This window comes from Streptomyces sp. NPDC034049, from assembly GCF_055575575.1.
In genome coordinates this window covers 15,349-39,116 of the sequence record NZ_JBVISJ010000028.1, presented here as the reverse complement: position 1 = coordinate 39,116, position 23,768 = coordinate 15,349, and the positions used below count along the sequence as shown (strand labels likewise).

At 68.9% G+C, this 23,768-nt stretch carries 8 protein-coding genes and 3 pseudogenes; 5 read left to right on the top strand and 6 right to left on the bottom strand.

Annotated features, from left to right (window positions below):
* The first annotated feature begins 326 nt into the window (after positions 1-326).
* Entirely contained in the window at positions 327-17,186 is a 16,860-nt protein-coding gene (locus tag ACZ52C_RS40760; RefSeq protein WP_469079586.1) for a DUF6884 domain-containing protein, read from the top strand.
* A 221-nt stretch (positions 17,187-17,407) separates the two neighbouring features.
* Here the strand turns inward: ACZ52C_RS40760 and ACZ52C_RS40755 are convergent, their stop codons facing one another.
* From ACZ52C_RS40755 to ACZ52C_RS40730, 6 genes and pseudogenes are all read right to left on the bottom strand, one after another.
* Complete coding sequence (locus ACZ52C_RS40755; protein ID WP_469079585.1) at positions 17,408-17,716, bottom strand: hypothetical protein; 309 nt, start codon at positions 17,714-17,716, stop codon at positions 17,408-17,410.
* 122 nt (positions 17,717-17,838) lie between these two features.
* Complete coding sequence (locus ACZ52C_RS40750; RefSeq protein WP_469079584.1) at positions 17,839-17,997, bottom strand: hypothetical protein; 159 nt, start codon at positions 17,995-17,997, stop codon at positions 17,839-17,841.
* 262 nt (positions 17,998-18,259) lie between these two features.
* Positions 18,260-18,850 (bottom strand): HEPN domain-containing protein, encoded by a 591-nt coding sequence (locus ACZ52C_RS40745; RefSeq protein ID WP_469079583.1) that lies wholly within the window; start codon positions 18,848-18,850, stop codon positions 18,260-18,262.
* Between the two features lie 112 nt (positions 18,851-18,962).
* A pseudogene (locus ACZ52C_RS40740) lies at positions 18,963-19,622 on the bottom strand (ApeA N-terminal domain 1-containing protein); the annotation flags it as partial.
* A gap of 92 nt (positions 19,623-19,714) precedes the next feature.
* Complete coding sequence (locus ACZ52C_RS40735) at positions 19,715-20,029, bottom strand: hypothetical protein (RefSeq protein ID WP_469079588.1); 315 nt, start codon at positions 20,027-20,029, stop codon at positions 19,715-19,717.
* 110 nt (positions 20,030-20,139) lie between these two features.
* Positions 20,140-20,412: pseudogene (locus ACZ52C_RS40730) on the bottom strand (AbiTii domain-containing protein); the annotation flags it as partial.
* Here ACZ52C_RS40730 and ACZ52C_RS40725 point away from each other — a divergent pair.
* The 4 genes and pseudogenes from ACZ52C_RS40725 to ACZ52C_RS40710 all read left to right on the top strand — a co-directional run.
* Entirely contained in the window at positions 20,392-20,577 is a 186-nt protein-coding gene (locus tag ACZ52C_RS40725) for a hypothetical protein (RefSeq protein ID WP_469079587.1), read from the top strand. The pseudogene ACZ52C_RS40730 and the gene ACZ52C_RS40725 sit on opposite strands and share 21 nt — an antisense overlap.
* A 91-nt stretch (positions 20,578-20,668) precedes the next feature.
* Positions 20,669-20,920 (top strand): hypothetical protein, encoded by a 252-nt coding sequence (locus ACZ52C_RS40720; RefSeq protein ID WP_469079582.1) that lies wholly within the window; start codon positions 20,669-20,671, stop codon positions 20,918-20,920.
* A gap of 376 nt (positions 20,921-21,296) precedes the next feature.
* Positions 21,297-21,473, top strand: coding sequence for a hypothetical protein (locus ACZ52C_RS40715; protein ID WP_409133504.1), 177 nt, complete (start codon positions 21,297-21,299; stop codon positions 21,471-21,473).
* A gap of 1,080 nt (positions 21,474-22,553) precedes the next feature.
* Positions 22,554-23,498 (top strand): annotated as a pseudogene (locus ACZ52C_RS40710) (HAMP domain-containing sensor histidine kinase); the annotation flags it as partial.
* Positions 23,499-23,768: the final 270 nt, after the last annotated feature.

The following is a 23,768-nucleotide window of genomic DNA, read 5'->3' as shown; positions in this document are numbered from 1 at the left end:
GACGAGCACCTGAAGACCATGCTCAAGGCACTTCCGGCCTACCGCCAGGTCGCCGGAGTCCGGGAACTGGAAGAACGCGCCCGGCACATCGCCGCACTCAAGACAGCTTGACAGCTTCCGAGCCTCCAGGACACCGTCGCGCTCACGGCCGCCCGGACCGACGTCGACCAGAACCTCTACCCCGACACTCCCTCCCCCGAGCGTCACAAGTAGTGGCACGCGTATGTGAATCGAGGTTTGCAACCTTGATCGGTAGGGTCAAGTGAGTACGAGGTGGCACGTGTTGCGGACGTGCCACGTGGTGGGGCACGGCACGGGGAGTGCGCATGGGGGAACGGTTCGCGACGCCGGAACAGGTGCTGAGCCACTGGCGCATCGAGGACGGCGACGGCTTCCGGATCGCCGAGACGAAGGACGAGGCTGCCCAGCGCAGGTTCACCGTCCGCGCACGGGCAGACCGTGCAAGTGAGGTGGAGCTCGTCGGTGAAGCACTGGTCATCGCCCGGATGCACATCCCCCACCGTCCCGTCACGCCGTACCTGTGGGGTGTGTTCCACGCTGGGACCGCGCAACCGGTGCTGATGCTGGAAAAGGACCAGGGTGGCGAGGCCGCCCGCCAGTTAGCCGAGGCGATGGACCAGTGGCGCGACGCCGCGGGGGATCCCTTCGACTGGTCCAGTGACGGCCTCCTCGACCGGCTCCGCTCGCCGTACGGGCGGGGCATGCTCGACCAGGCGCGGGGCCGGGACCCGGAAGCACGCTGGTCGGGCTCAGCTCCGGCCGACGCGGACACGTACGACACCGACGACGGACACGAGTACGCGTACGCCTGGACTTACGACAAGGTGGAGGTCTTCGACCCGGACGGGCTGCTGATCGCTCGGGGGAGCCTCAAGCGTGACGCAAAGACCCGCAAGAGCGCGTTCGTCGGGGAGATGCGCGACGGGCGGCGTATCTCCGGCGAGCGGTCGAACGACTTCGTGAAGAACGTCGTCTGGCAGCACCGCATCGCCCAACTGGATCCCGACGCGCGGGACCGGGTGTGGATCTACTACGCCGGTGACCGGCCGTTCGTCCACGGCACTGAGCGGGACGACGACCTCAAGGCCCTGCTGCGGTCCTGCGGCTTCACCTGGAGCGGGTTCGCGAAGGCGTACGTCACGGCCTCCACCACCCGGCCCATCTCCCGGGCTCAGAGCGTCGACCGCCTCGCGCGGGCTTTGTACGCCGAGGGCCGCATGGTGGAGATCCGGGCGGACGAGAACCGGCTGCGTGGCATCCTCGCGCCCGCCGCCCCGCCTCCGGCCGCGACACCGCGAAGCCCGGCCGCACCCGAGCTCGCCCCTTCTCCGGAGCCAGAGCCGGAGCCGGAGCTGGTCCCCAGGGACCTGACGGACGAGCAGCTCGCCGCCGAACTGGCGCGGCTCAACGAGGAGCGGGCCAGCGCCACGTTCGGCAGTCCGCGGCACAGCAGGATCGTCGAGCGGATCGCCCCGCTGAAGAAGGAGCACGAGCAGCGGGAGATCGCCCGGCTCCAGGGGCGTCCTGACCCAGCCGGGATGGAGGACGGCGAGATCGCCGCCGAGCGGGAGGCTCTGGCCGCCGCCGGACGCGACCGGTCCGGCATCTGGGTGGACCGATCGGCGGTGTCATCGGCACGCCTGGAGCGTGACGGGCTGCTGCGGGTCGAGCAGGGCCACCGTACGGCGGCTGAGCTGGAAGGCCGCACACCGGTCAACCAGATGACCGACGAGGACCTGCAGGCCGAAGGCGCGCAGCTGGTCAAGGACCGGCTGCGGAACCCTTCGGAGGCTGCCAAGGCCTTCAAGGCCCGGGTGGCGGCGGTCGGCGGGGAGCTGGCCGACCGCCGCCTGCGCACCTGGGGCGAGCAGCCTCCCGTCAGTGAGCTCGACGACATCGAGCTCACCGAGGCGAGAGAGTTCCTGCGCACGCAGAAGCTGGACGAGACCGACTTCGCGGGCTCCATCCCGGCCAAGGAGCGGGTGACAAAGACGTTCAACGCCCGCAAGGCCGTACTGGACCAGGAGCTGAAGCAGCGCGACGAGAAGGCGTTCATGACGCTGCTGGAGACGGACGGCCGGATCCGGTACGAGTCCTCGCCCGACAGCAGCACCCTGCGGATGCGCATCGACGGCCGCTCGTACGGCGAACTCAGGGACTGGTACCCGGGCTGGCGAGCCCGGATGTGGCGCGAGAAGGACATCACCCACGATGCGCTGTGGCGGACCGACGCGCTGCGCTGGCTGATCGAGCAGTACGAGGCCGACTCCAAGACGTATGACACCCGCACCTGGGGCCGTTTCGTCGCCATCGAACTGCCCCCCTCGTTCGTCGACCAGCTCACCACCCACTTCAGCGACCTGACGCTGGCCACGGAGGCAGAGAAGTATCTGATCAACCGGCTCGCCGGCTCACGGCGCACGCAGTCGTGGGACGCGAACGGCAAGAAGATCATGGTGCACGCCCGGCCCATGCCGGAGCGGACCCTGCCGGTACTGCAACACCTGGGGCTGCGCCTGGTCGACAAGCTGGACGAGGAACTCGACTCCGACGACCGCAAGACCCGGGAGCGGGCCAAACGGGCTCGCCCGCACGTTCTGCGCGCCCTGGACGACATCGGTGCCGGTATGGAGGCGCACGGCCTGCAGCCGCTGGCGCCGGATAATGCGAGTGCTGGGACATCGCAGGACGGGGAGGCAGAGGATGAGCGAGTACGCGGCGAAGGCCCGCCGGCACTGGGAGACCTACCGGCCCCGGGAGCTGTCGCAGATGGAGAACCCGGAGGCGTTCTTCCAGGACCTGGCGGTGGCGGTGCAGGAGCGGATCGCGGAGCTGACCGGGGAGCGGATGGGCGAAGCGATGCGGGAGACGGACCACCAGAGGCGGGCGGGCAAGCTGAAGACAGCCCAGCAGATGGCGCGGGAGCAGGCGCTGAGGGAGCTGGTGTTCCTGGAGCCGGAGGAGGAGAGCCGGGACGCGGAGCTGCCCTCGACGTAGACGCCGCCCGGGAGCTTGAGGCGCGGGCGCTCGACCAAGCTGGCCGCCTGGTGTCTCACCGCTTCCGTCCTGCCTCCCAGGACGACCTCGCCCCGGCGGGCGAGCGCGCCAAAGCCTTCGTCAACCTCGAAGCGGTCCGCGTCCTCAAACGCATTCAGGAGGAGGGGCGGACTGCGGCGACCGCCGACGAACAGCAGGTACTGGCCCGCTGGTCGGGCTGGGGCTCGGTGCCGGAGGTCTTCGCCGACCGGCCGCAGGAGAGCGATCCGGTGTTCGGTCCGGGCGGCGAGCGGGAGGGCAGCTACCCGGCCGCCCTGGCCCGCTGGGAGTCCTTCGCGGACGTCCGCAACCCGTTGCGGGTGCTGCTGAGCGATGCCGAGTGGCGTGCGGCGGCCGCGTCCACGCTCAGCGCCCACTACACCCCTCCCGAGATCACCTCTGCCCTGTGGCAGGCACTGGCCGATCTCGGCTTCGACGGCGTCGGTGATGTCCTGGAGCCGGGGTCCGGCGCCGGCGTCACGTTCGGTACCGCCCCCGAGGGGGCCCGGCTGACCGGTGTCGAGATCGACCCGACCAGCGCGGCCATCTCCCGTCTACTGGCCCCGGGCGTGCAGGTCCTCAACGAGAGCTTCGCCGATACTGTCGCCCCTGACGGCGCCTTCGACGCGGTCGTCGGCAACGTGCCCTTCGCCCGGGTCGCACTGTATGACCCGAAGCACAACCGGGGCCGTCACCGCATCCACAACCACTTCCTGGTCAAGTCGGTCGCGTTGACCCGCCCGGGTGGTGTGGTCGCCCTGATCACCTCCCGGCACACCCTGGACGCCGAGAGCGACGCGGCCCGGGCCGAGCTCTTCGACAGCGCCGACCTGCTGGGCGCGGTCCGTCTGCCGAACAAGGCCTTCGCCCGCTCCGCAGGCACCGACGTGGTCACCGACATCCTCATCCTGCGCCGCCGCGTCGACGGTGAGGAACCGCTCGACAACACCTGGATGACCTCGCAGAAGCGGGAGATCGGTGATCACCGGGTGCCGGTCAACGACTACTTCACCGCCCACCCCGAGCAGGTGCTCGGCACCCTGACCACCCGCATGGGCCAGCACGGGCCGCAGCTTGCCGTCGACGGCGACCCGGAGGTCGCCGACGCGCTGCGCGCCGCACTGCGGCAGATCACCGACCGGGCCGTGCTCGAACGGCGCTGGTACCAGCCGCACCCCGACGGCCCGTACCGGCCGAGGCTGAGGCTGCGGCCCGCCGTCGAACTGGAGGACTTCACCGGCCGTCTGTCTGCGGACGCGGAGGGCAAGCTGTGGCAGGCCACCGGCGAGGGCGAGTCCGTCGCCGTCGAACTGCCCCCCGAGCAGCACGCCCAACTGGCCGCGCTTATCGAGCTCAAAGAGCTGGTGCGCGGGCTGAACGAGCTGGACCGGTCCGCCTCCGACGCCGCCCTGGCCGACGCCCAACGCTGCCTGACCAAGGAGACCTACGAGCGGTACGTCGCCACGTACGGGGCCCTGTCACGTCCCCGGCAGCAGCGCAACGTCACTACCGAGACGGACAGCGGTGAACGCACCACAGGGCTGACGGCCTGGGGGTACTTCCTCAACGACCCGCAGTCCTACGAGGTCCTGGCACTGGAGTACTGGGATGCGGACACCGAGGCGGTGCACGTCTCGGAGCTCCTCGACCATGCCCCGGCCGTCCGCCCCAGTGTGCTCGGACAGCACACCGACGACCCGCAGCAGGCGCTGGACGCGGTGGTCGCCGAGCGCGGCTTCGTCGACCTCCCCCACATCGCGTGGATGCTCCAGGTCGACGAGGACGAAGCCCGCCGGCGTCTCGCCCGCTCGGTGTTCACCGACCCCCTCACCGGCGAACTGCTCTACAGCGCCGACTACCTCTCCGGCGACGTCCGCACCAAGCTGGAGATCGCCCGGCAGGCCGCCCAGCGGGATACGGCCTTCGAAGTCAACGTCGCCGAACTCGAACGCGTCCAGCCCCGCGAACTGCTGCCCGGCCAGTTCGCGATCCGGCTGGGGGCGTCCTGGCTCCCCGACGACATGGTCCAGTCGTTCTTCCGGGAGTACCTGGGCGACGCCCACCTGACCATCCAGCACTCCGGCGGCGGCAACTGGCACATCCTCAAGGGCCGCGGCCTGAGCGAAGAGAACGAGATCCGGCACAGCGCGGGCGGGCTGCACCCGCTCGCCCTGCTCAACAAGGTCCTCAACGGCGGCTCCATGGTCGGGCGGCCGCCGGAGGACGAAGACGCCGCACGGGCGGTACGGGTCAAGGCCGACGAATGGCACGACGCGTTCGAGTCGTGGGTCCTGGACAACTCCTTCCGCGCCGCCCGGGCCGCGGACGTCTACAACCGCTCGATGAACACCCGGGCAGTGCGGGACTTCACCGGCTCCCGCCCCTCCCTGGCCTGGCTGGACCCCGACTTCGAGCCGTACGACCACCAGTTGGCGGCCGCGGCCCGGATGGCCCACGAACGATGCCTGGTCCTCGCGCATGAGCCCGGAGCAGGCAAGACGGCGACCATGGCCATCGGCATGATGGCCATGAAGAACACCGGTCAGATCGACAAGCCCCTGGTGGCGGTGCCGAACTACCTGGTGGAGCAGTGGGAGGAAGAGGTTCGCCGCATCTTCCCCAGAGCGCGGATCCTCACGCTCACCAGCCGCGACCTCGAGGACGGCAAACGCGACCGAATGTTCGAGTACGTCCGGGCGAACAGCTTCGACTTGATCATCATGTCGCACAGCCTGTTCGACTCGATCCCGCTCAGCCCCGAGTTCTACGAGTTCTACAACGACGATGAACTGCGCAAGCTGGAAGCGCAGATCCTTCACGAGCGCAGGCGCGAAGGGAAGTCGATCAGCCTCAAGCAGTTGCAGGAGCGGCGCCAGAACCGCGAAGAGGAACTGAAGCGCCGTGCGGACGCTGTCCGCATCCCCGGTCAGGTCTACCTCGACCATCTGGGCCTGGACTTCTTCGCGGTCGACGAAGCGCACGAGTACAAGAACCTGGCCGTCCAATCGAAGATCCCCGGCGCGCGGGTCTCCGGCTCCGGCAAGGCCCAGCATCTGCACGCGACGCTGGAGATGGCCCGGCTGCAGAAGCCGCACGGCCCGATCGGCGTCCTGGCGACCGGCACTCCCCTGTCCAACGCCATCGGTGAGCTGCACACCCTTCTGCGCATGGCCAACCCCGAGCTGCTGCGCAACATCGGGGCGGAGGAGTTCGACGCGTGGGCCACCATGTTCGGCAAGATGGTCGAGCGGATGGAGATGACCACCGACGGCAAGGGCTTCCGGTCCGTCGAGCGGTTCGCCTCCTTCCACAGCGTCAGGTCCCTGATCCGCCAGTTGTGGCAACCGGTCGTCGACTTCAAGGACGCCCAGGACCTCGGTCTCACGCTGCCCCGCATCAAGGGGGGTGAGCCGGAGCTCCTGCTCGTGCCGGCCACCGCCGACCAAGAGCGGAGGATGCAGGAGCTCGGCGAGCGGTACGAAGCCGTGCACCTCGGCGAGGTCGACAGGCAGACCGACAACGCCCTGTCGATCAACACCGACGCCCGGATCCTCGCTCTCGACCCCCGGCTGATCGAGGCGGGCGCCGAACCCGGCAACAAACTGGTCGTACTCGCCGACCGCATCGCCGCCAAGTACCACGAGACCAAGAACAACCGCTACAACTACAGCACCCTTGACCCGCGCCCCCACCCGGTGCCGGGCGCGCTGCAGTTCGTCTTCCTCAACAACGGCACCCCCGGCGGCAACAACCGCGGAAACTTCAACGCCTACCAGGAGCTGAAAGACCTCCTGATCGCACGCGACGTGCCCGCCGAAAAGATCGACTTCGCCCACGATGCCAAACGGGCCGATCAGCGACTGAAGCTGTCGGCACGCGCCAACCATGGCGGCTGCAACGTCCTGATCGGCTCCACCGGCCTCCTGGGCAAGGGCTTCAACGGGCAGAACCGGGCCGTCGCGCTCTACCACGTCGACCCCGACTTCCGCCCCGACCAGATGAAGCAGAAGGACCGCCGCGCCCTGCGTCCGGGCAACCAGAACGCGGAGGTCGAGGTCGTCTGGGTCGCCACCGAGGGCACCTTCGACTCCCGCATGTACGGGACTCTGGCCACCAAGTCCAAAGGCTTCGACGGGCTCTACAAGGCCCGCATCGACAGCGACAGCGACGAAATCCTCGAAGTGGACGACGCCACCGTTCCCTACGAGGAAGCGATGGCGATCATCTCGAAGAACGAGTACCTCATCGCACAAGAGGACCTGCGCAAGAAGCTGCGCAGGATGGAGACCGACCAGCGCAACCGGGCCACCCAGCGCGCCATGGTCTTCACCAAGGTCCAGGAGATGAACGCGCACATCGAGCGGTTGTCCCGGGACACCAACCGTCGTGCGCGGGTGCTGCCGTCCCTGACGCCGGTCCTCGGCAACGACTTCCGCATCACGATCGACGGCACGTCGTACACCAAACACAAGGACGCCGCCCAGCCCCTGATGCAGGCGCTCGCCCGGGTCGGGAACAGCATTCCGGACGGACGCCAGACGACTCCGGACGTGCGGCTCGGACGGCTGGGCGGACTGGAACTCGTGGCCGTCGGCTTCCGCGGCGACAACACCGGCGAACCACACGTACGCCTGCACCTGGAGGGCCTGCCCGGCTCCCTCCATCGCTGCGCCGTCGCCGAACTGCCCGACATCAAGGGCGAAACGCTCCTCCGGCGCCTGGTGAAGACCATCACTGAGGCTCCCGATCAGCAGACCGAGGACGAAGGGAACCTCCAGGCCAAGCGCGCTACCCGAGATGACCTACTGCTCCAGTCCGAGCAGCTGCGCGGCCAGGTGCCCGGCCTGGCCCGGTTGCGCGAGCACCTGAGTCTGGTCGACCTCCTGGTCGCTGCGCAGGCCACGGTGAACAAGCTGGGAAAACCCGGCAACGACGATCCCGCCGCAGTTGTCGCCAGCCGGGCCAAGGCCATCGCCCGCCGCAACGAACTGCAGCAGCAGCTGGCCCGCTTCGAGGCCGAGACCCCGGCGGAGGAACCCTCGTCCGAGGCGGGCGAGGCCCTGCTCGATCTGGACGACCTCCGGCCACGCAACCCCGAGCTGCTCACGGACAGCGCCCGTGAGTCCGAGGTCGCTATCCTGCGCGCCTCCATCACTGTCCACGGGGACCCGGACGGAACGGTCGCTGCACGTCTCGCCCAACTCGGCGAGAGGGTAGAGGCCCCCGGTGCCGCGGCCACCACGCCAGCCGACGCCCCCCAGAAGGAGGAAGGCGTCACAGCAGAGACCGCGCCTGCTGGGGAGGTCACGGCCGTCGGTTCAGATGACCGCGGGGCGACCGTCTGGGAGATCACGGGAGACTCCCGCGGCCAGCTGGTCACGGGCACCGAAGTGAAGATCCCCGGCGGCGCCGTATGGTTGCGCGTGGAATCCGTCCAGCTCGCCCACGGCGGATGGTGTGAGGTTTCGGGTACCGCCGTCAACGGCATGGGGGCCGGTCGGCCGTGGGTCAGTGAGCGGGTTGACCACACCGACCGTTCGACACCGTACGTCCTGGCCCGCGGGTTTCGATCACCGGTCGATGCGCTCGTCGCGGACACTGCTCCGCCCCCTGCCGACGCTCTCCTGCCCGGCGCGGTGACGGAGCCCTCAGACGCCCCGGCCAGCGGGGACATCGTGCAGCCACTGCTTCAGGAACATGCCCCAGCGGGCGAGGGCGAACTCTGGAGCGGTGTCCCGGGCATCGTGGCCGGGCCAGGTGTGGTCAAGCCCGGCATGCACGTGGAGTACCTGCCTCCGTTCCGGCCGGGCTCTCGTACCCGTCACCCCCACGGCGGTGTGATCGTCAGCGTGGGGTCCAGCAACGTGCGTTGGCGGCCCTACAAGTGGCACAAGGACGTGCGCACCCCGCTGGAGCACATGCGCATCGACCCCACCTCGCACGTCAACCAGCGTGAAGACGTCCGCCGTATGAGCACCGCCCTGGACGCGGGCCAGCCGCTGCCCAGGCACCCGGAATGGGTCACGTGGAGCCTGGCTCAGCATCTGGCCCACGCCGGCCGGACCACCGAGGAGCCCACCGGGCCTCTGGTGATCATTCCCTGTGGGTCCGCCAAGTTGGATCACAAGGCTCCGGCCGGTGAGCTGTACGTGGGCTCGTATCACCGCAGCTGCCGTGAGGCAGCGGACGCCCTCACCGCCGAGGGCGGCACCGTCCTGATCCTGTCTGCGCTCCACGGTCTCGCGACCTTGGACCAGGAGATCGAGCCCTACGACCTCCGCATGGGTCAACTGGGCTCCGTCACCGTCGAGCAACTGCGAGAGCAGGCCCGCGATCTGGGTGTCGACGGCGCGCAAGAGGTCATCATCCTGGCCGGGGAGGCCTACACCGACGCGGCGCTCCAGGTGTGGCCGGACGCCTCCACCCCGCTGGCCGGACTGGGCGGCATGGGATACCAGCGGCAGTACCTGGCCGCGCTGGCCGCCGGCTCTCTGGACGCCTCCGTTCCCCAGTCCCCCACCACCCTGAAAGAGCCGACCGACGGCAAGATCACCGAACAGCCCGGGGCCCCGACAGACACGGCGACCGGCACGCCTGCAGCTCCCGTGCCTGAGCCCGCCAACGGCTCGGACGGAGACCCAGCGGAGCAAGCCCGCGCAGTGGACGGCGACGGGTATGGCACGGCGGACCTGTACGAGAGCTTCGGCCTTGCGCAGCCCGAACGCGTCCCGGCCCCGAGGCAGCAGGAGGAAGCCGAGGAGGAGGAGTCTGCTGGCGTCCCCGACGGGCAGATGACCGTGGAAGACGTGCAGCCCGAAGCACCCGCCGCCGAGGTAGCCCCCGCGGCGCGCGCAGCCACGAAGGACGACGGACGGGAGCGCCTGACCAGTGACGACGGGCGGCTGACGTTCACCCTGCTTGAGGTCCCTGCGGACGCTGGCCTCGCCCAGGAGGCCGTCGACGGGTATCAGCGGCTCCGCAGCGAACTCACTGCGGTCGTCGAAGCCAAGAACGAGCAGGCATCCCACTCGCCCGCAGAACAGGCCGGTCACCTGGCCCGGTGGCGCAGGGCCTTCAAGAGCGCCAACCGCCTGGAGCCGTTCCGGCCTCTGCCCTCCCTCCGACTGACCAAGCGGCAGGACACCCCCGGCCTGGTTCCCGCGGAGTACGGCATCGGCTCGTGGGTGACCTGGCGGGACGACCAGAGCGGCCAGCAGGTAACCGGACAGGTGATGTCCCCCGGACCTGCCGGGGACACCTGGTACGTCAGCACCGACCGCACCGGCCACACCGGCGAGTTCCACGTCCTCAGCCGGAGCGGGAAGAAGGCAACCGGCTACCGCTACTCCGTCAACGGCGCGACCGCCGACCTGCGGCCCGCCGACGGGCCCGGGGAGCAGCTGCCGCTGGAGGATCTACCGGAAGTCGACTCGATCCCCGCCCGGCCTGTCACGTCGTACGCCGACTACCTGCCGGAGGATGGGCTGGCCCCGGTGCGTGCGCCGATCCCGGTGACGGTCGGCGAGATCGGTCTGCGCTCCAACCCCGCCGAAGTGGCTTTCGACGTCACCGTGGACGGCATCCCGTTCGTGGTGAAGGCGGACCAGGACGACGACAGCCTGACCTCGATCTTCGTGCCGCGCATCGAAGCCGATGGCGAGGTCGTGGGCCAGCTCGCGGCCGCCGAGAGCCGGGGCGGGGCGATCGAGGCATGTGTGCGCACTGCACGGCAAGCGCGAGAACTCGCAGGTACGCAGTTGTACGGGAACTACCGGAAGTATGACCTCGACCTTCCTGCAGACGGTGTCTGCGGGAACTGCAGCCGCGAACTCGACGACAACGACACTCAGCAGCTCTACCGCCTCAACGGCAGTGACCCGTTGTGCATGGGCCATCTGGAGAGGTCCTACGGCGTGAAGCGCATCGAGGTCGCCGAAGTGGCGGCGGCGCAGCGCATCATGGCGGTCCGCACGGCCCCCGAGCCCGCAAGCGCCGACATGCCGCCGTCAGACGCCGAGCAGCCCGCGGAGGCGCCCGCCGAGCCGGAGGCTGCGGTCGCCACGGCGTCGCAGGACCCGCACGAGGCCGCCTGCGAGGCGCTCCAGGGCGGCAACCGGATCACGGTCGTCGTGAGTGGCAGGAGCATCGAATGGGACGGGGAGGCCTGGGGGGTGCCCGTGCCGGAAACGGTCACTGTCACCGGCACCGTCTATCCCGGGTACCGCGACTACCACCGGAACACCACGCTGCTCGATGCCGTGATCCTCGACCAGACCGGGCGGGAGGTATCCACCCCAGAGAGCGTCTTCATCAGGCACCTGCCCGCTCAGGCGCAACTCATTCCGGCCGAACACCGTGACGACCTGCGCCCAGAGACCCGCACCGTGGCCCAGGTCCGCCTGGGCGACCTCATCGCCCAGGGCGGCACCCGGGGCGAGGCAGTCACGGAGCTGCGGTTCGGCAGCAATCGCCGGGGCGGCGTCATGGGGTTCTCCACCCGCGACGTGGCCAAGGGCACCCCCAACGGCTTCACCCTGAACCTCACGGAAGAGGTCCAAATCGTGCCCCGCGAGCGGCGGGCACCGCAGGACGTCGCCGAGGTCTTCGGCCGCCACAGCAGCCGCAACCAGGTCGCGCTGGAGACTCAGCGGACCTTCGAACTGCACGCTGCGGTCACGGAGGTCACCACCCTCGTCTGGCCGGACGGCACCGGACCGCAGACCGAGATCCAGGCGCTCAGCAGCGCGATCGGGGCGATCGACGCGGCCCCGAAGGGCGTGGACGCCTACCGGGTCAACGCCGCGGCGATGGAGACCGCTGACGCTGCTGCGGCCGCACTGTTCGCGGCCACCAACGACGACGTGCTCAACGGCTACGTCGGCCTGACGCTGCACCAGCTGCGTCAGCACCTGGACGTCCAGGCCCAGCGGCTTCACGCGGACGTCGCCCACCTGACCGAGCGGGCGGCCGCCGCGCCGACGGCGAACCCGAGCACCGCCGACGAGCCCACCCCGCCTACCCCGGAGGAACAGGGCGCACAGGACCAGCCGAACGAACGCACCCGAAAAGGGGAAGGCATGGCCTCCCAGGGCACGGGCCAGACGGAACAGCTCGGGTTGTTCGGCGACCCGGCGCAAGGACCGTCAAAGGGCCCGGCGCAGCCGGAAACGACCCCGGGCAGCGGAACCGTTGGGGCGCAGCTTCAAGCGGCGCTCGTCGAGGGCGAGACAATCGCCCCCGTGTCGTTCACCGACCAGCGCGAACCGGCGGCGGGCTGGATTCTGACAACGGCGGAAGGGCACACGTTCCGGCTGCGCCCGACGTCCTCCCCTTCGGGTGAGGACCACTGGGAGGCCGGTCACGACGCTGACGGCTCCTACTGGTGGAACGTGAACCTGGACGACCGGCCCCTTACCGCCGTGCTGGCGCGCATCCGTGAAGACTCGGCGACGCGTACCCGGTTCGCTTCCCTGTGGGCCCAGTACGGGCACCTGACGGCGCAGGCCCCCCAGTTCGAGACGACCACGGACCGCGTCCAACTCGAAGAGGGCGTGTACCTGATCCACCGCTTCGGACGTATCGGCCTTATCGCGTCGTGCCGGTGGGGCTGGGAGCACCTGACCGACCCGGACGGCGCGCAGGGCCGCACCGGTGAGGACTGGTCCCGGAAGGGCCCGGATAACCGGCAGTACGTTGCTGAGTGGAAGATCTGGAACCGTGCCGAGGGCGCCATTCCGAACGCGCGGCTACGCGTCGTGGCCCAGCTCACGGACGACATGGCCGACACGCCGGGCGCGTACTGCGACGCGTCGCAGCCGTACGTCGGCAAGTGCAGCGCGAAGCGCTCGGGGGCCCGGTACACCGTCGCCGTCGACAATGACCAGGGCAGCGAGCTTGGCTGCTACACCGTGTGCGCGCGGTGCCTGTCTCACCGGCTCCTGAACGAGGTGGACGGCCTCGACGGGCGCACTGGTTACCGCGACGTTGAGAGCCTCGTTCGGGCCCTGGCCAAAGGTGACCCGAAGGTGGTCAACCTGCACTGGAAGCAGTGGCCCGACCGAATCGCTGAGCTTGCCGGACAGATGCTGTCGGCCGCGCTGGATGCCGGAGAGACCGCCCCGTGGCCCGCCCAGGCTCTGAGGGATCAGATCATCACCGAAGCGTACGAAGCGGGCGACGACCGCGCCATGCGTGAAGCGCGAGCGAAGGTGAAGGCTGCGGGCGGGGACGCGAAGGCACAGAAGCGGGCGGCGGCGGAGGCGTTCGCAGCCCGCCAGGACCGGGCCGCACTGGTCGCCCTGCATGGCGCGACCCACATGGAAGCGGCGAACGAGACCGCCCGCGAGACCGCCGCACCCCTCGGACTCGCCGGCTCGGCGGTGGAGGGCAGCAACGCGGCGCCGGAGCCTGCCGAGGAGGCGACGCCCGAGGTCGTCAACGTCGATACGCTGACCGTCAGCCCGCGGGAACGCAACGGCGAGCCATCCTCGTATGAGTTCACCGTCACCGGCCCCGGGCTGACCGTCGGCGAGTACGAGATCTCCCACGACGCCCAGGGCAAGGGCGCGCGGCGGATCATGTGGCGGGCGACCTGGCACGCTGTAGAGCCGTCGGGCCGGTGGGACGTGATCAGCATCGGTTCCGGCGAGGGCAAGAGCGCGGCCCTGGCGGCCGTCGCTGAGCATGCGGCTCAGGCTGGCGGGGACTTGGCCGCCGGGTTCGCCGTCGCCCGCCGCATGCAATATGACGCCGGACTGTGGATGCTGCCGGAGGTCGGGGAGTCGGAGGCGATCCAGTACCACCCTGACGGCTCGTGGACGATCACCGCCGAGACCGGCGTCCCGTACACGGTCCGCCGGGAGTGGCAAGGCCGCACCGCCTCCGGTGACCTGGCTCCGCTCCTGATCGAGGACCAGGCGGGGACCTTGATCGCATCCTGCACCGCCGTCGACAGCTACATGTCTGCATGGGCGCCGATGCTCGACCGACTCCGCCTCCACGCCACGGCGGTTGCTGACGAGGTGCCTCATGCGACGGCCGTCACCCTCGGCGGACCGACCCAGGAGTGGGTAGAGGCGTGGTGTGTGTGCAGCTGGACCGAGCGCGCCGATGTCGCCGAGTACGCCAACCGCGCCCCCGCCGGTGAGGCACTGGCTCTGGCGCACCGCCAAGCCCACCACCCGGAGACGTCGACAGCGGATACGGCTTCGCAGTCCCTCGCAGCCGTGGTGACGCCGACGCTGGACGACGCCGTGCAGACCGAAACCGCTGAGGCACCGGCCGTCGCTGAACTGCCGGGGCTGGACGTGGTGCTCCTGGACGTGGACGTGCCGCCGCTCGACCCCGCCGAGCCGTACAGCACCGACGAGGAAGCGCGGACGGACATCGACCGGCTGGAGGAGGCGTTCGCGCGGTGGGACGCGCTGCCCACGGTCCAGCGCTACTACGAGGCCGACCGGCAGCAGCGGCCCGACGGCAGCGGCGAGCCGACCAACCCCGTGGCCCAACTCGCGGCGGCGTACCGGGACACCGGGCAGTTCCTGACTGACGACCCAGCAGGCACGCCGGAAGACATGGTGCGCCAGGTCCACACGGTGGCGGTCTGGAGCGGCGCCCTGGAGCCTGTCGTCGGCGAGGACCTGCGCGGTCCGCTGGGTGAGGTACGGGAGGCCGCCGCCCTCCTGGCCTCCCGCTCGCAAGCGACGGTGGAGGCCTTCGAGGCGGAGCTGGCCGCCCTCGCCGCGAACTCCGCAGAGCAGGACGCCGTCGACCTGGAGAGCGCGGCCGCCGAGCCGGGCCCCGACGAACAGGCATCCGCGGACGTCGACGGTGAGCCGGAGACCCCCGAGAGCAGCACCGAGCCGGACCCCGGCGAACCGGCCGCCGACACCGGCTCGGTGGAGTCCGCAGCGGACGCACCGGTCACGACCGACACCGAGACGGACGGCGTCACGAACGGCGATCCGGCGCCGGAGCCCGAGGAAGCACCGGAGCCGCAGGCCGCAGTCGACGACACCCCGGAAGACACCGTGGCAGCCGCCGCCACGGACGACGATCCGGCACCGGAACCCCAGGACACGCAGGAACCCGCAGTCGCGGTCTCGGATGAGGGGATGCACGAGGCACGGCGCGAAGCGCCGTTCCTCGAGCAGGACCGCCCCCAAACGACGGACGGCGACCACCAGACACCGGGGCCCGACCCGGCGGCCACACCGCCGAACCCGGCCCCGACCCCGGCGCGCGAGGACGCCCCCGGCAACGAGACGGCGCAAGACTCGGAGGAACCAACCATGACCACCCCGCCGATCCCGGAGACCATCGACGCGCCACCGGGCAATCCCACCACCGAAGAACCGCCCGCACCCCAGCGCTACTCCGAGACCGTGACGCTCGCAGGGGACCCGGGCTACCGGCTGCGCCTGTCCGGGCTGGACGGCCAGCCCGTCGACTCCGGCAACGTGCTGCGCGGCGACCTCGTCATCGCCACCGTCCACCCGGGTCCCGAGGGCGGATGGTTCGCACGGCTGGACGACGGGAGCCTGCCCACCGACGTCACTTACCTGGCCGACACGCCAGAGGACGCAGCAGCCAACGCGGCCGTCATGTACTCCGCGTTCACCGGCGCCCCCTACGGTCCGCCGCTCGGCGCGGCCGTCGGTGACGAGACCCGGCAGCGGGTGGACGTACTGCGGGCCGATCTGCGCGATGCCGCCGTACAGCATCGCGACGCGGTAGCCAGCGCGGCCGCCCGGGCCTACCCCGACTTCGAGCAGAACGATCACTTCCGGGAGCTGGTAGGCAACCTCGACGGCCTGGCGGCCGCGGTGTCCGATGCCCACGGATCGCAGCAGATGACGCAGTACCTCGACGGCGTCCAGGGGGCCGTCGACAACTGGGGTGGTGCCCTGCCAGCCGAACCGGGCCACCCGGAGCGCCGTCAGCTGGCCTTCCCGCTGGCCCATCTCCTGTACGACTCCAGGCGCCTGCAGGAGCGAGTGCGGGACACGCTCGCCGCGACACAGGAAGAGGCTCCGGCCGCACCGGCCGCCCCTGCGAACGCTCCGAACACGGAGAACGCTTCCATCGCGCCGCCGTCCGAGGGTGATGACCCCGCTGTGGACGTCGCCGTCGACGGCATCCGCCGGGCCCTGGAAGACGCCCTCCAGGCGGCGCAGCCGGAGGTGCCCGTGCTGTTCGGAGAACTGCCGCTGTGGCCCGGCACGAAGGCCTCGCCCGCAGACACCGCGGTGGCGGAACCCTCGACCGGGCCGTTGGACATCCGTGCCGAGTTCCAGTCGGTCCTGGACGCCTGGGACGAGCACGTGCCTGCGGAGAACGGCACGGCACAGGACTTGCTCGCGGACCTCGATGCCGACCTCACCACGTTGCAGCGGGCCTTCGCTGAGGAAGTCCCGTCTGCCGCTCCGGCGCCCCGGCCGACCACGGTCCCGGATCAGGCAGTTGCCGCCGCTGCGGAGTCGGCTGGACCGGGGACGACGGCGCCCGCCCTGCAGCAGAAGGCCGCGGCCGTCAACGCAGCCCTCCAGCAGGCCGACACGCACGCTGTCGCCCTCCAAGACCTCCCGGAGTGGCAGAAGATCCAGACGGTTCGCGGTGCGGTCGGTCACCTGTTCAGCGTCATGCGGGAGCGGGCTGGAGAGCACATCGACCGGCTGATGGGGGACCACCGCGTGGGGAACTTCATCCGCAAGGTCTCGATCAGCGCCTGCGAGAAGGTGGCGCAGTGGGCGCAAGCGGGGGCAGACCGGCTCCGGCGGGGCGGCAAGCAAGAGTCCGACGCACCGGCCGCCGCGTTGCAGGAACTCGGAGATGCCGCCAGCACCTACGCCTCTACCGGAGGGGGGCGCAGCGGGCCGCTGCCAGCGTCGCGGGATGCCGCGTCCGCCGCGGTGGAAATCCCCTCGATGCGTCGTCTCGGGGAGGCGTTGGCCCGCCCCCTTCCCGGCGCCAAGGGCGGCCGGGGTACGCGTGTCTCCGCGACGGCCGCGCGAGGAAAGTCGACCACACAGCGGGGCACGAAGAAGCCGAGCTCCACCAAGGAGCAACCGGAGCACCTGCGGCGCGGCGGCACCGACCAGCAGCAAGTCCCCAAGCCGACACAGCGCTGACTCCTTCGGCAGCCGCAGGGGCCCGGTCGCCAACCTCGTCGATCCGGGCCCCTGTTCCACCGGTCAGCACCTACGCTGACGGTGCCGTCCCAGTGGTCATCCCCCGTCCTACTGGGGCGGCTTCGACTCGGTCGGCGTAGACCCGGTAGGCTTTCCGCCCGACCGGTGCGCCCCGTCGTGTCATGAGGGATCCTCCAGGACTCGTGGCATTGCCGTAAGAGCTACTGGACCAGCGCGGCGAGGGCCTGGTCGGCCATCTGAGCGCCCACCGTGGCCGCGATGGTGGTACCGGCGTCCAGGAGCTTGTCCTTGAGCTGGGTGGCGAACTGGCGCAGGCGGCCCGGCTCAGGGGTCTCGGAGGTCGCCTCAGTGTGGAGGTCCTGGGCGACGCGCTCCAGCTCGTATCGGTCCGCGTCGGACATGCCTAGGGTGGTGCTGACCTGGCCGATGTACCCGGCGAGCTGGGCGAACAGCGTCGGGTCGACGCCGTCGGTAGAACTGGGCGAACTCCACCCGGGCGACGCTGCCACGCTGCTGTGGCGGGGCCACCGGAATGGGCAGCTCTGGCGCAGACACAGCAGGTGCGTGGCTGATCGTGTGCCGCTGGAAGGGCTCCAGTTCGAGCTGTGCGGTCTCCAAATGGATCTCGAAGTCAGTCACGGGCATCTCCGCCAGCCGCACCGACCTCGATGCGCAGTTCCTCGCCAGCCCTGCGTTCGGTGACCTTGCTGCTCGGCGGCAGGGCACAGACACGGTCGCTGGCGCCCTGCTGGGTGAGGCGGGCCAGCTGGACCTGCGTCCGCAGATCCACTGGTAGAGCAGCCGTGCGCTCAATATCGCGCCCAGTGCGCCCGTCACATCAAGGGAGTGCTGGCGGGGTCGGAAACCGTGACATCGGGGGGGGTGGTGTGACGTGCGTCTCGCGCCGTCGATGGGCTGTTATGACAGCAGTTGCTGTTCGTGGGCCTGGGCAGCTCCACGGCCTGGTCGTCGTTCCGTTCACGGCCGGGGGTTGCTGACGGCGTAGCCGCGTCGAACCGGGCGTAGGGCCGTGCCGACTGGCACAGCCCTACTCAGGACTCGGTGTCGCCAGATTCCTGAGTTCCGGTGCTGAGTTGCTCTAGAGCGAACTGGAAGCGCGGGTTGTGGAGCGCTCGTGCGGCACTCTGGGCGATGCCGAGGTCTTGGAGTAGTCGAACTCGCATCACCCACAACAGCACTTCTCCGCACCAATGGCGGCGAGTCGCGCTTGCACCCTTATCTGCCCCACCGTGGGAGACCCCAGTGCGGGCACGATTGACGACTGTGGGAAAGTCCGGAACCTCTTTGAGGATCCGCTGGCCAAGTACTCCAGTCGATGACACGACATCGATGATCTGCTCTTTGAGGGTCTTGTCGTTACGCCCCCTGATCACATTCCCCGCCCACTGCACGTGCACATCGGGCAGACCGGCCGCCTCGAGTGCTGCCACGACCTGCGCAACGCGTTCCTTGTGCTCGCCCTTGGGTACGTCTTTTGCTGCCGAACTCGTTCTTCTTGGCCTTGTGATACGCCTCAAGGCTTTGGAAGAACGAGGCGTACCGGTGGGCCGAGTAAATAAACGGCGCGTAGAACGGCGCGTGCAGCAAAGCGAGAACTGGCTGAAGGCCCTCGTGCTGGTCAAACCAGAACGGTAGGAGCTCAGTAAGAGGTAGGGGAGCAAGGCCCGCAGTGAGCAGGGTGGGTGCGGTGTAGGCGGAGATACTCGTCAGCGTCGGAGCATTGCTTGGTGTGAGCGTCCTGAAGTAGACCGGATGCCACGTGTCGCTCTCTGCTGGACGCAACTCCACGTCAACCATCCGCAGTCGTTTACTCAAGAACAGGATCAGGAGATCGCGGAAGGGACGGAGGTATGTCTCAAGCAGCTCCGACCATGTCTGAGGGGAGTCAGGTTCAGCGGAGAAGGCGCACCAGCGGTTCACTGATACGTGGGCTTCGTCGGACGAGCCGATCACGCCGCTTCTGATAGCGAGAGAGGCACTTCTCCAGGTCGTCGCAACGGACTCGGCGACCTTGGTGTCAACGAAAGTTCCCCGCGGGTCTGCCTGCCTTCTGCTAATCGATGGAGCCCCGACCCAGTCCGCCAGGTGATCGAAGTCGGATCGGATTCCGCTGAACTCGGCATGCGGAAGATGCTCGCCAACTACCGCCAGATCTGCATCGAATGTCTGCTCCTGAAGGTCAGGCCATTGGCTGATCATGCCGTAGGAATCAATCAGCGTAATGGGGCGCTGCTTGTGGTCGCGGCCGTGGATGATGGGACGAATGCCCCATTCGGCCTCCCCGGTCCCTCGCTGGGGCCCTCCTCGCCCAGCAGCGCACCGTACAGAGTCAGGGCCAGACCGTCTTCGGAGAAACTGAGCTTCCCCGTTGTGGGTGCCCCTCCCGGGAGCCACCAGGATCCGTGCACCTCGAAGTTTTCCATCACCGAAGTCTGCCGGATCGGTTCAGAAGCATCACATGGCCGTTCCTGGGCTTCCGTTCAGGGTCAGAGCCACATGCCCCAAGCCGACAGCGCGGCGGCCGCCGCGAGGGTGGCCGCCACAGTCCACACGACCGATATCCGTGGGAAGCGCTGTGCCGTTCCGCCTGTCTCGGCACGTGCTGAGCCGCGTCGGTGCGCGACTGCAACGGGCGCGGTGACCGTCACGGAGGAGTTGTCGCCTGTGACGATGTTGATGTTCTGGAGTGCTTGAGCGACCTGGTCCGGTGTCGGGTCCTGCTGGCCGTGCGGCATGGCGGCCCGCAGCTCGCCGACCAGCTGGACCAGCCGGGTACGGACCTGGTCCAGGGCCCCCTCCATGGCCGACGGGTGCACAGCCCAGTAAGCCTGAGCACCTGCCGGGAAGAGTTCTGGCTCATGAATACGGCTACTTCGGCAGCTACAGCCGGAGCGAGTTGCACCGTCTGACCTGGATGCCGGGCAATGAGCGACTCGATCTGGCCGACACCCTGCCCGAAGCGGAGCGCGTCGCCCAGACTCTTCCGGGCGAAGTCCGGCAGGTCGAACATGCTGACCGGCTGTTCCCGGAACTGGAACATCCCCGTGAGGCCGTCAATGACCAAGGGTGCCGAGATCCTGCGGTAGTCGGGGATCGGCACGTTCGTGCCCTCGTAGCCCTGGAGCTCCCGCAGCGCCCAGGTGCGTAGCGGTTCGGAGTGAGCATGCCCGCCCAGAGCGATCACCTGGCGCAGGATCGGGGCGAGCGGACGGCTCTCGTTGAGGACGTCGTCCTCCAGTCGATCCAGGCGGCTGCGGCGGAGTCTCACTTCGCCACGATGACGCCGACGATCGTCGCCACTGCCGCGACGGCGGTCCAGATGACCGAGGTGCGGTGCCACCAGGGCTGAGGAGTCGCGGGCGCGGGATCGTTGACGTTGGCGCTCGCGGTGCCGCCGCGGTCGCGTTCGGCGCGGTGATGTGGAGGTGATAGATGCGAGTGTGGTCGAGGATCAGGGCGTGGGCGCCCTGGTGCAGGAACTGCGCGGTGAGGGTACGCAGGATGGTCGTGCCGCCGCCGGCGCCGCTGCAGACCGCGGTGGCGATATCGACGGCGATCGCCGTTCCGTCGGTGCCGATGCCGATCAGTGCGGCAGAGGCGAGCAGCGCCTAAAGCTGCTCACGCAGGCCGGGATCGGTGAGGCGCAGCAGCTTCGGGCGGGTGGTCGAGCCGCTCGTACAGCGCCTGTTTGAGCTGGTCGGCGTCCCCGTGCCACGGCGAGTGTCCGGGAGCCGTCAGCCATGCCGTCACAGCTGCGCAGGTGCCCGTGCAGCCGGAGACGCGGTTAGCGGCGCTCCTTGGACGTGCCAGGGGAAGCGGTCAGCATCTACGCCACGTCCGTGCTGGGCCGGCTGACGGCATTCGCCGATGCGGTCTATCAGGTCGAGATTTCGGCGCTGTGGGTGGGTGTTCCCGGCCGGGAACACCCACCCACAGCGCCGAAATCTGTTCCCATCTGTGGAAACGGCACCGTTCCCGTTCCGCAACACCCACGAGTACTTGCAGGCTTGTCCGTGCAGCAGGACACGAATGACACCAGCCGCTACACGCCGCAGCAAGGGGTTCGTTGTGAACCGTACGTTGCTGACCACCCGGTCGGCCCTCATCCTTCTCCTCGCCGTCCTGTGCGGCATCGGGACAGGCATCCTGACCACCTTCGCGGGAGCGGGCCCTGCAGAAGCGGTCCTGTCCGGTATGACGGGCCTCTGCCTTGCAGTGCCCTTCTTCAACACGCTCATCGACTGACATCCGCACACACTGTCGAAGCAGACGGTCTTGTTAGGCCCACTGCATCGCACACCAGAGCACGACTGTTTCGGAAAGTGGAACCGTATAAAGGTCCGCGAAAGCGGCCACGGAAAGGCAGAGGGATCAGTGGGGAATCACGGGACCGACGGTGATGGGGTTATTTTCAATGACACGGAGGACCCAAAAGGTTTCAAGAGCCTGCCGGACGATCTCTCTCCGGAGGTTCGCGAGCTGGCTCTGGCGATGCGGCGACTCCTCAATGCCACAGGGAGGTCGCTGCGTGATTTTGCCGCCTACCATCACACGAGCGCCGCTTCTGCCTCCCGCTACCTCTCAGGCGAGCGCATTCCAGAGAAGCAGTTCCTCGATGTCCTGATGAAGTCCGCCTGCAACGTGCTTGGGCAGGAAGTCACCGCCGACATGCAGGGGCATCTCTATCGGCTCCACCGTGAGGCGCTGCTGGCCGCGCAGCCCACCAGGTACCGCGAGCAGATGGCTAGTGATCGCCTGGAAGACGCGATCCTCCAGAAGGAGCAGGGCGAGCTGCAGATCCACGACCTTCAAACCGACGTGTCCGCCCAGAGACGCCAGTTGCGCGAACTGGAAGTCAAGATTCAGCAGATCGAAGCGGCCTGCGCGGAGGAACGGCAGCACCTCGGGGCTGAGGTTGAGCTGTACCGCTGTCAGAAGGACGACCTAAATGAGCAGTGTGAACAGCTGCGCGAGAAGATCCGGGATTTGGAGATCGCGCTGGAAGAAGCGGTGGCAGAACGTGATGCTGCGCAAAGCCGATGTGTGGAACTGGAGGCGGAGCTCGCTACCGCGCAGGATCTGGCAGAGCGTGAAGAACTGAAGCGGCAGGCCGCCGAAGAGCGGCTGCACTTGGCGAAGGCGGCTAACGTCGCCGAGCAGCATCTCGCAGATCTTGAGCGGATCCAGCTAGAGGCCGAGCAGATGCGTATGGAGGCCGCCAGGGACGCCGCTGCCCAACGCGAGGAGGCAGAGGCGGTGGCCAAGAAGATCATCGAAGAAGCCTCGACCAGGGTGACGAAGATCCGGCCCTCGATGGTCAAGAGGTCCACGGCACTGCGCCGGTTACGGGACGCGGCGCTGGAAATCGCAGATCAGCGTTTGCCGATGGTGATCGACCAGCTCTCCCGTACCGATCCCGGTCGCGTGGATACCCGGGTCGCGCCCATCCCGATCACCACCACGGACGAGATCGGCGAGGTCGCCCGCGCCTTCGACCGGGTCCATCGCGAGGCCGTCCGGCTCGCCGCCGAGCAAGCCCTGCTGCGCGGCAACATCAGCGCGATCTTCACCAACCTTTCGCGCCGTAACCAGCGGCTGATTGAGGGCCAGCTGACCGTGCTCACCGATCTGGAGACCCGCGAGGCAGACCAGGACCGTCTGACGGACCTCTTCAGGCTGGACCACCTAGCGTGCCGTATGCGTCGCAACACTGAGACCCTGCTGATCCTCGCGGGCGAGCACCCCGGCCGCCGCTGGGACCAGCCCGTCCCGCTGATCGACGTCCTGCGCGCCGCCTGCTCCGAGGTGGAGCAGTACAGGCGCATCCAGCTCTCCGGCATTCCGGAGGCCGAGATCCACGGCCGCGCCGTAGCCGACCTCGTACACCTGCTCGCCGAGTTGCTGGAGAACGCCACCACGTTCTCCTCCCCGCAGACCAAGGTCCGCGTCACCGCGACCCGTCTCCCCGACGGCCGCGTGATGATCGAGATCCACGACAACGGCACCGGCCTCACCGCCGAGGACTTCGCGGACATCAACCACAAGCTGGCCACCCCGCCGACCATGGACGCCGCGATCTCGCAACGCATGGGCCTGTTCACGGTCGGCCGACTGTCCGACCGGCACGGCATCCGCGTCCAGCTCCGCCCCTCGGGCGAGCAGGCCGGCACCACTTCGCTGGTCATGCTCCCCGCCTTCATCGTCCCCGGTAACGACGGCCCACGCGATTCCCACTCCGTTTACCAGGTCATCCCGATGCAACATCCACGACAGCAGCAAGACGTGGACACAATGTGATCGTCACTCAGTCTGGCTTCGACGCAGCCGCAACCGCTCTGCGCTGTGCCTGGTGAACCTTGCGGTTCGCAGCCGCCGGGCGGGCCGGGGCCGGTCAGTCAAGTTCGGTGGCGCCGGAGGCGGCGCGAGGCCGGTTGCGTGCCCAGCGCTTGAGGTCACCGACATGGTAGATGGGGTTCGGCGCCGCGCTTAACCGCGAAGTGGGGGAAACTCGGGTCGTGGGAGCGGGCGTAGCGCAGGGCG

What these genes read in the sequence shown, in the direction of transcription:
- ACZ52C_RS40760 (WP_469079586.1), top strand. Translation starts at nt 327, where the DNA reads ATGGGGGAACGGTTCGCGACGCCGGAACAGGTGCTGAGCCACTGGCGC.
- ACZ52C_RS40735 (WP_469079588.1), bottom strand. Translation starts at nt 20,029, where the DNA reads ATGGAGGGGGCCCTGGACCAGGTCCGTACCCGGCTGGTCCAGCTGGTC.
- ACZ52C_RS40725 (WP_469079587.1), top strand. Translation starts at nt 20,392, where the DNA reads ATGCCCGCCCAGAGCGATCACCTGGCGCAGGATCGGGGCGAGCGGACG.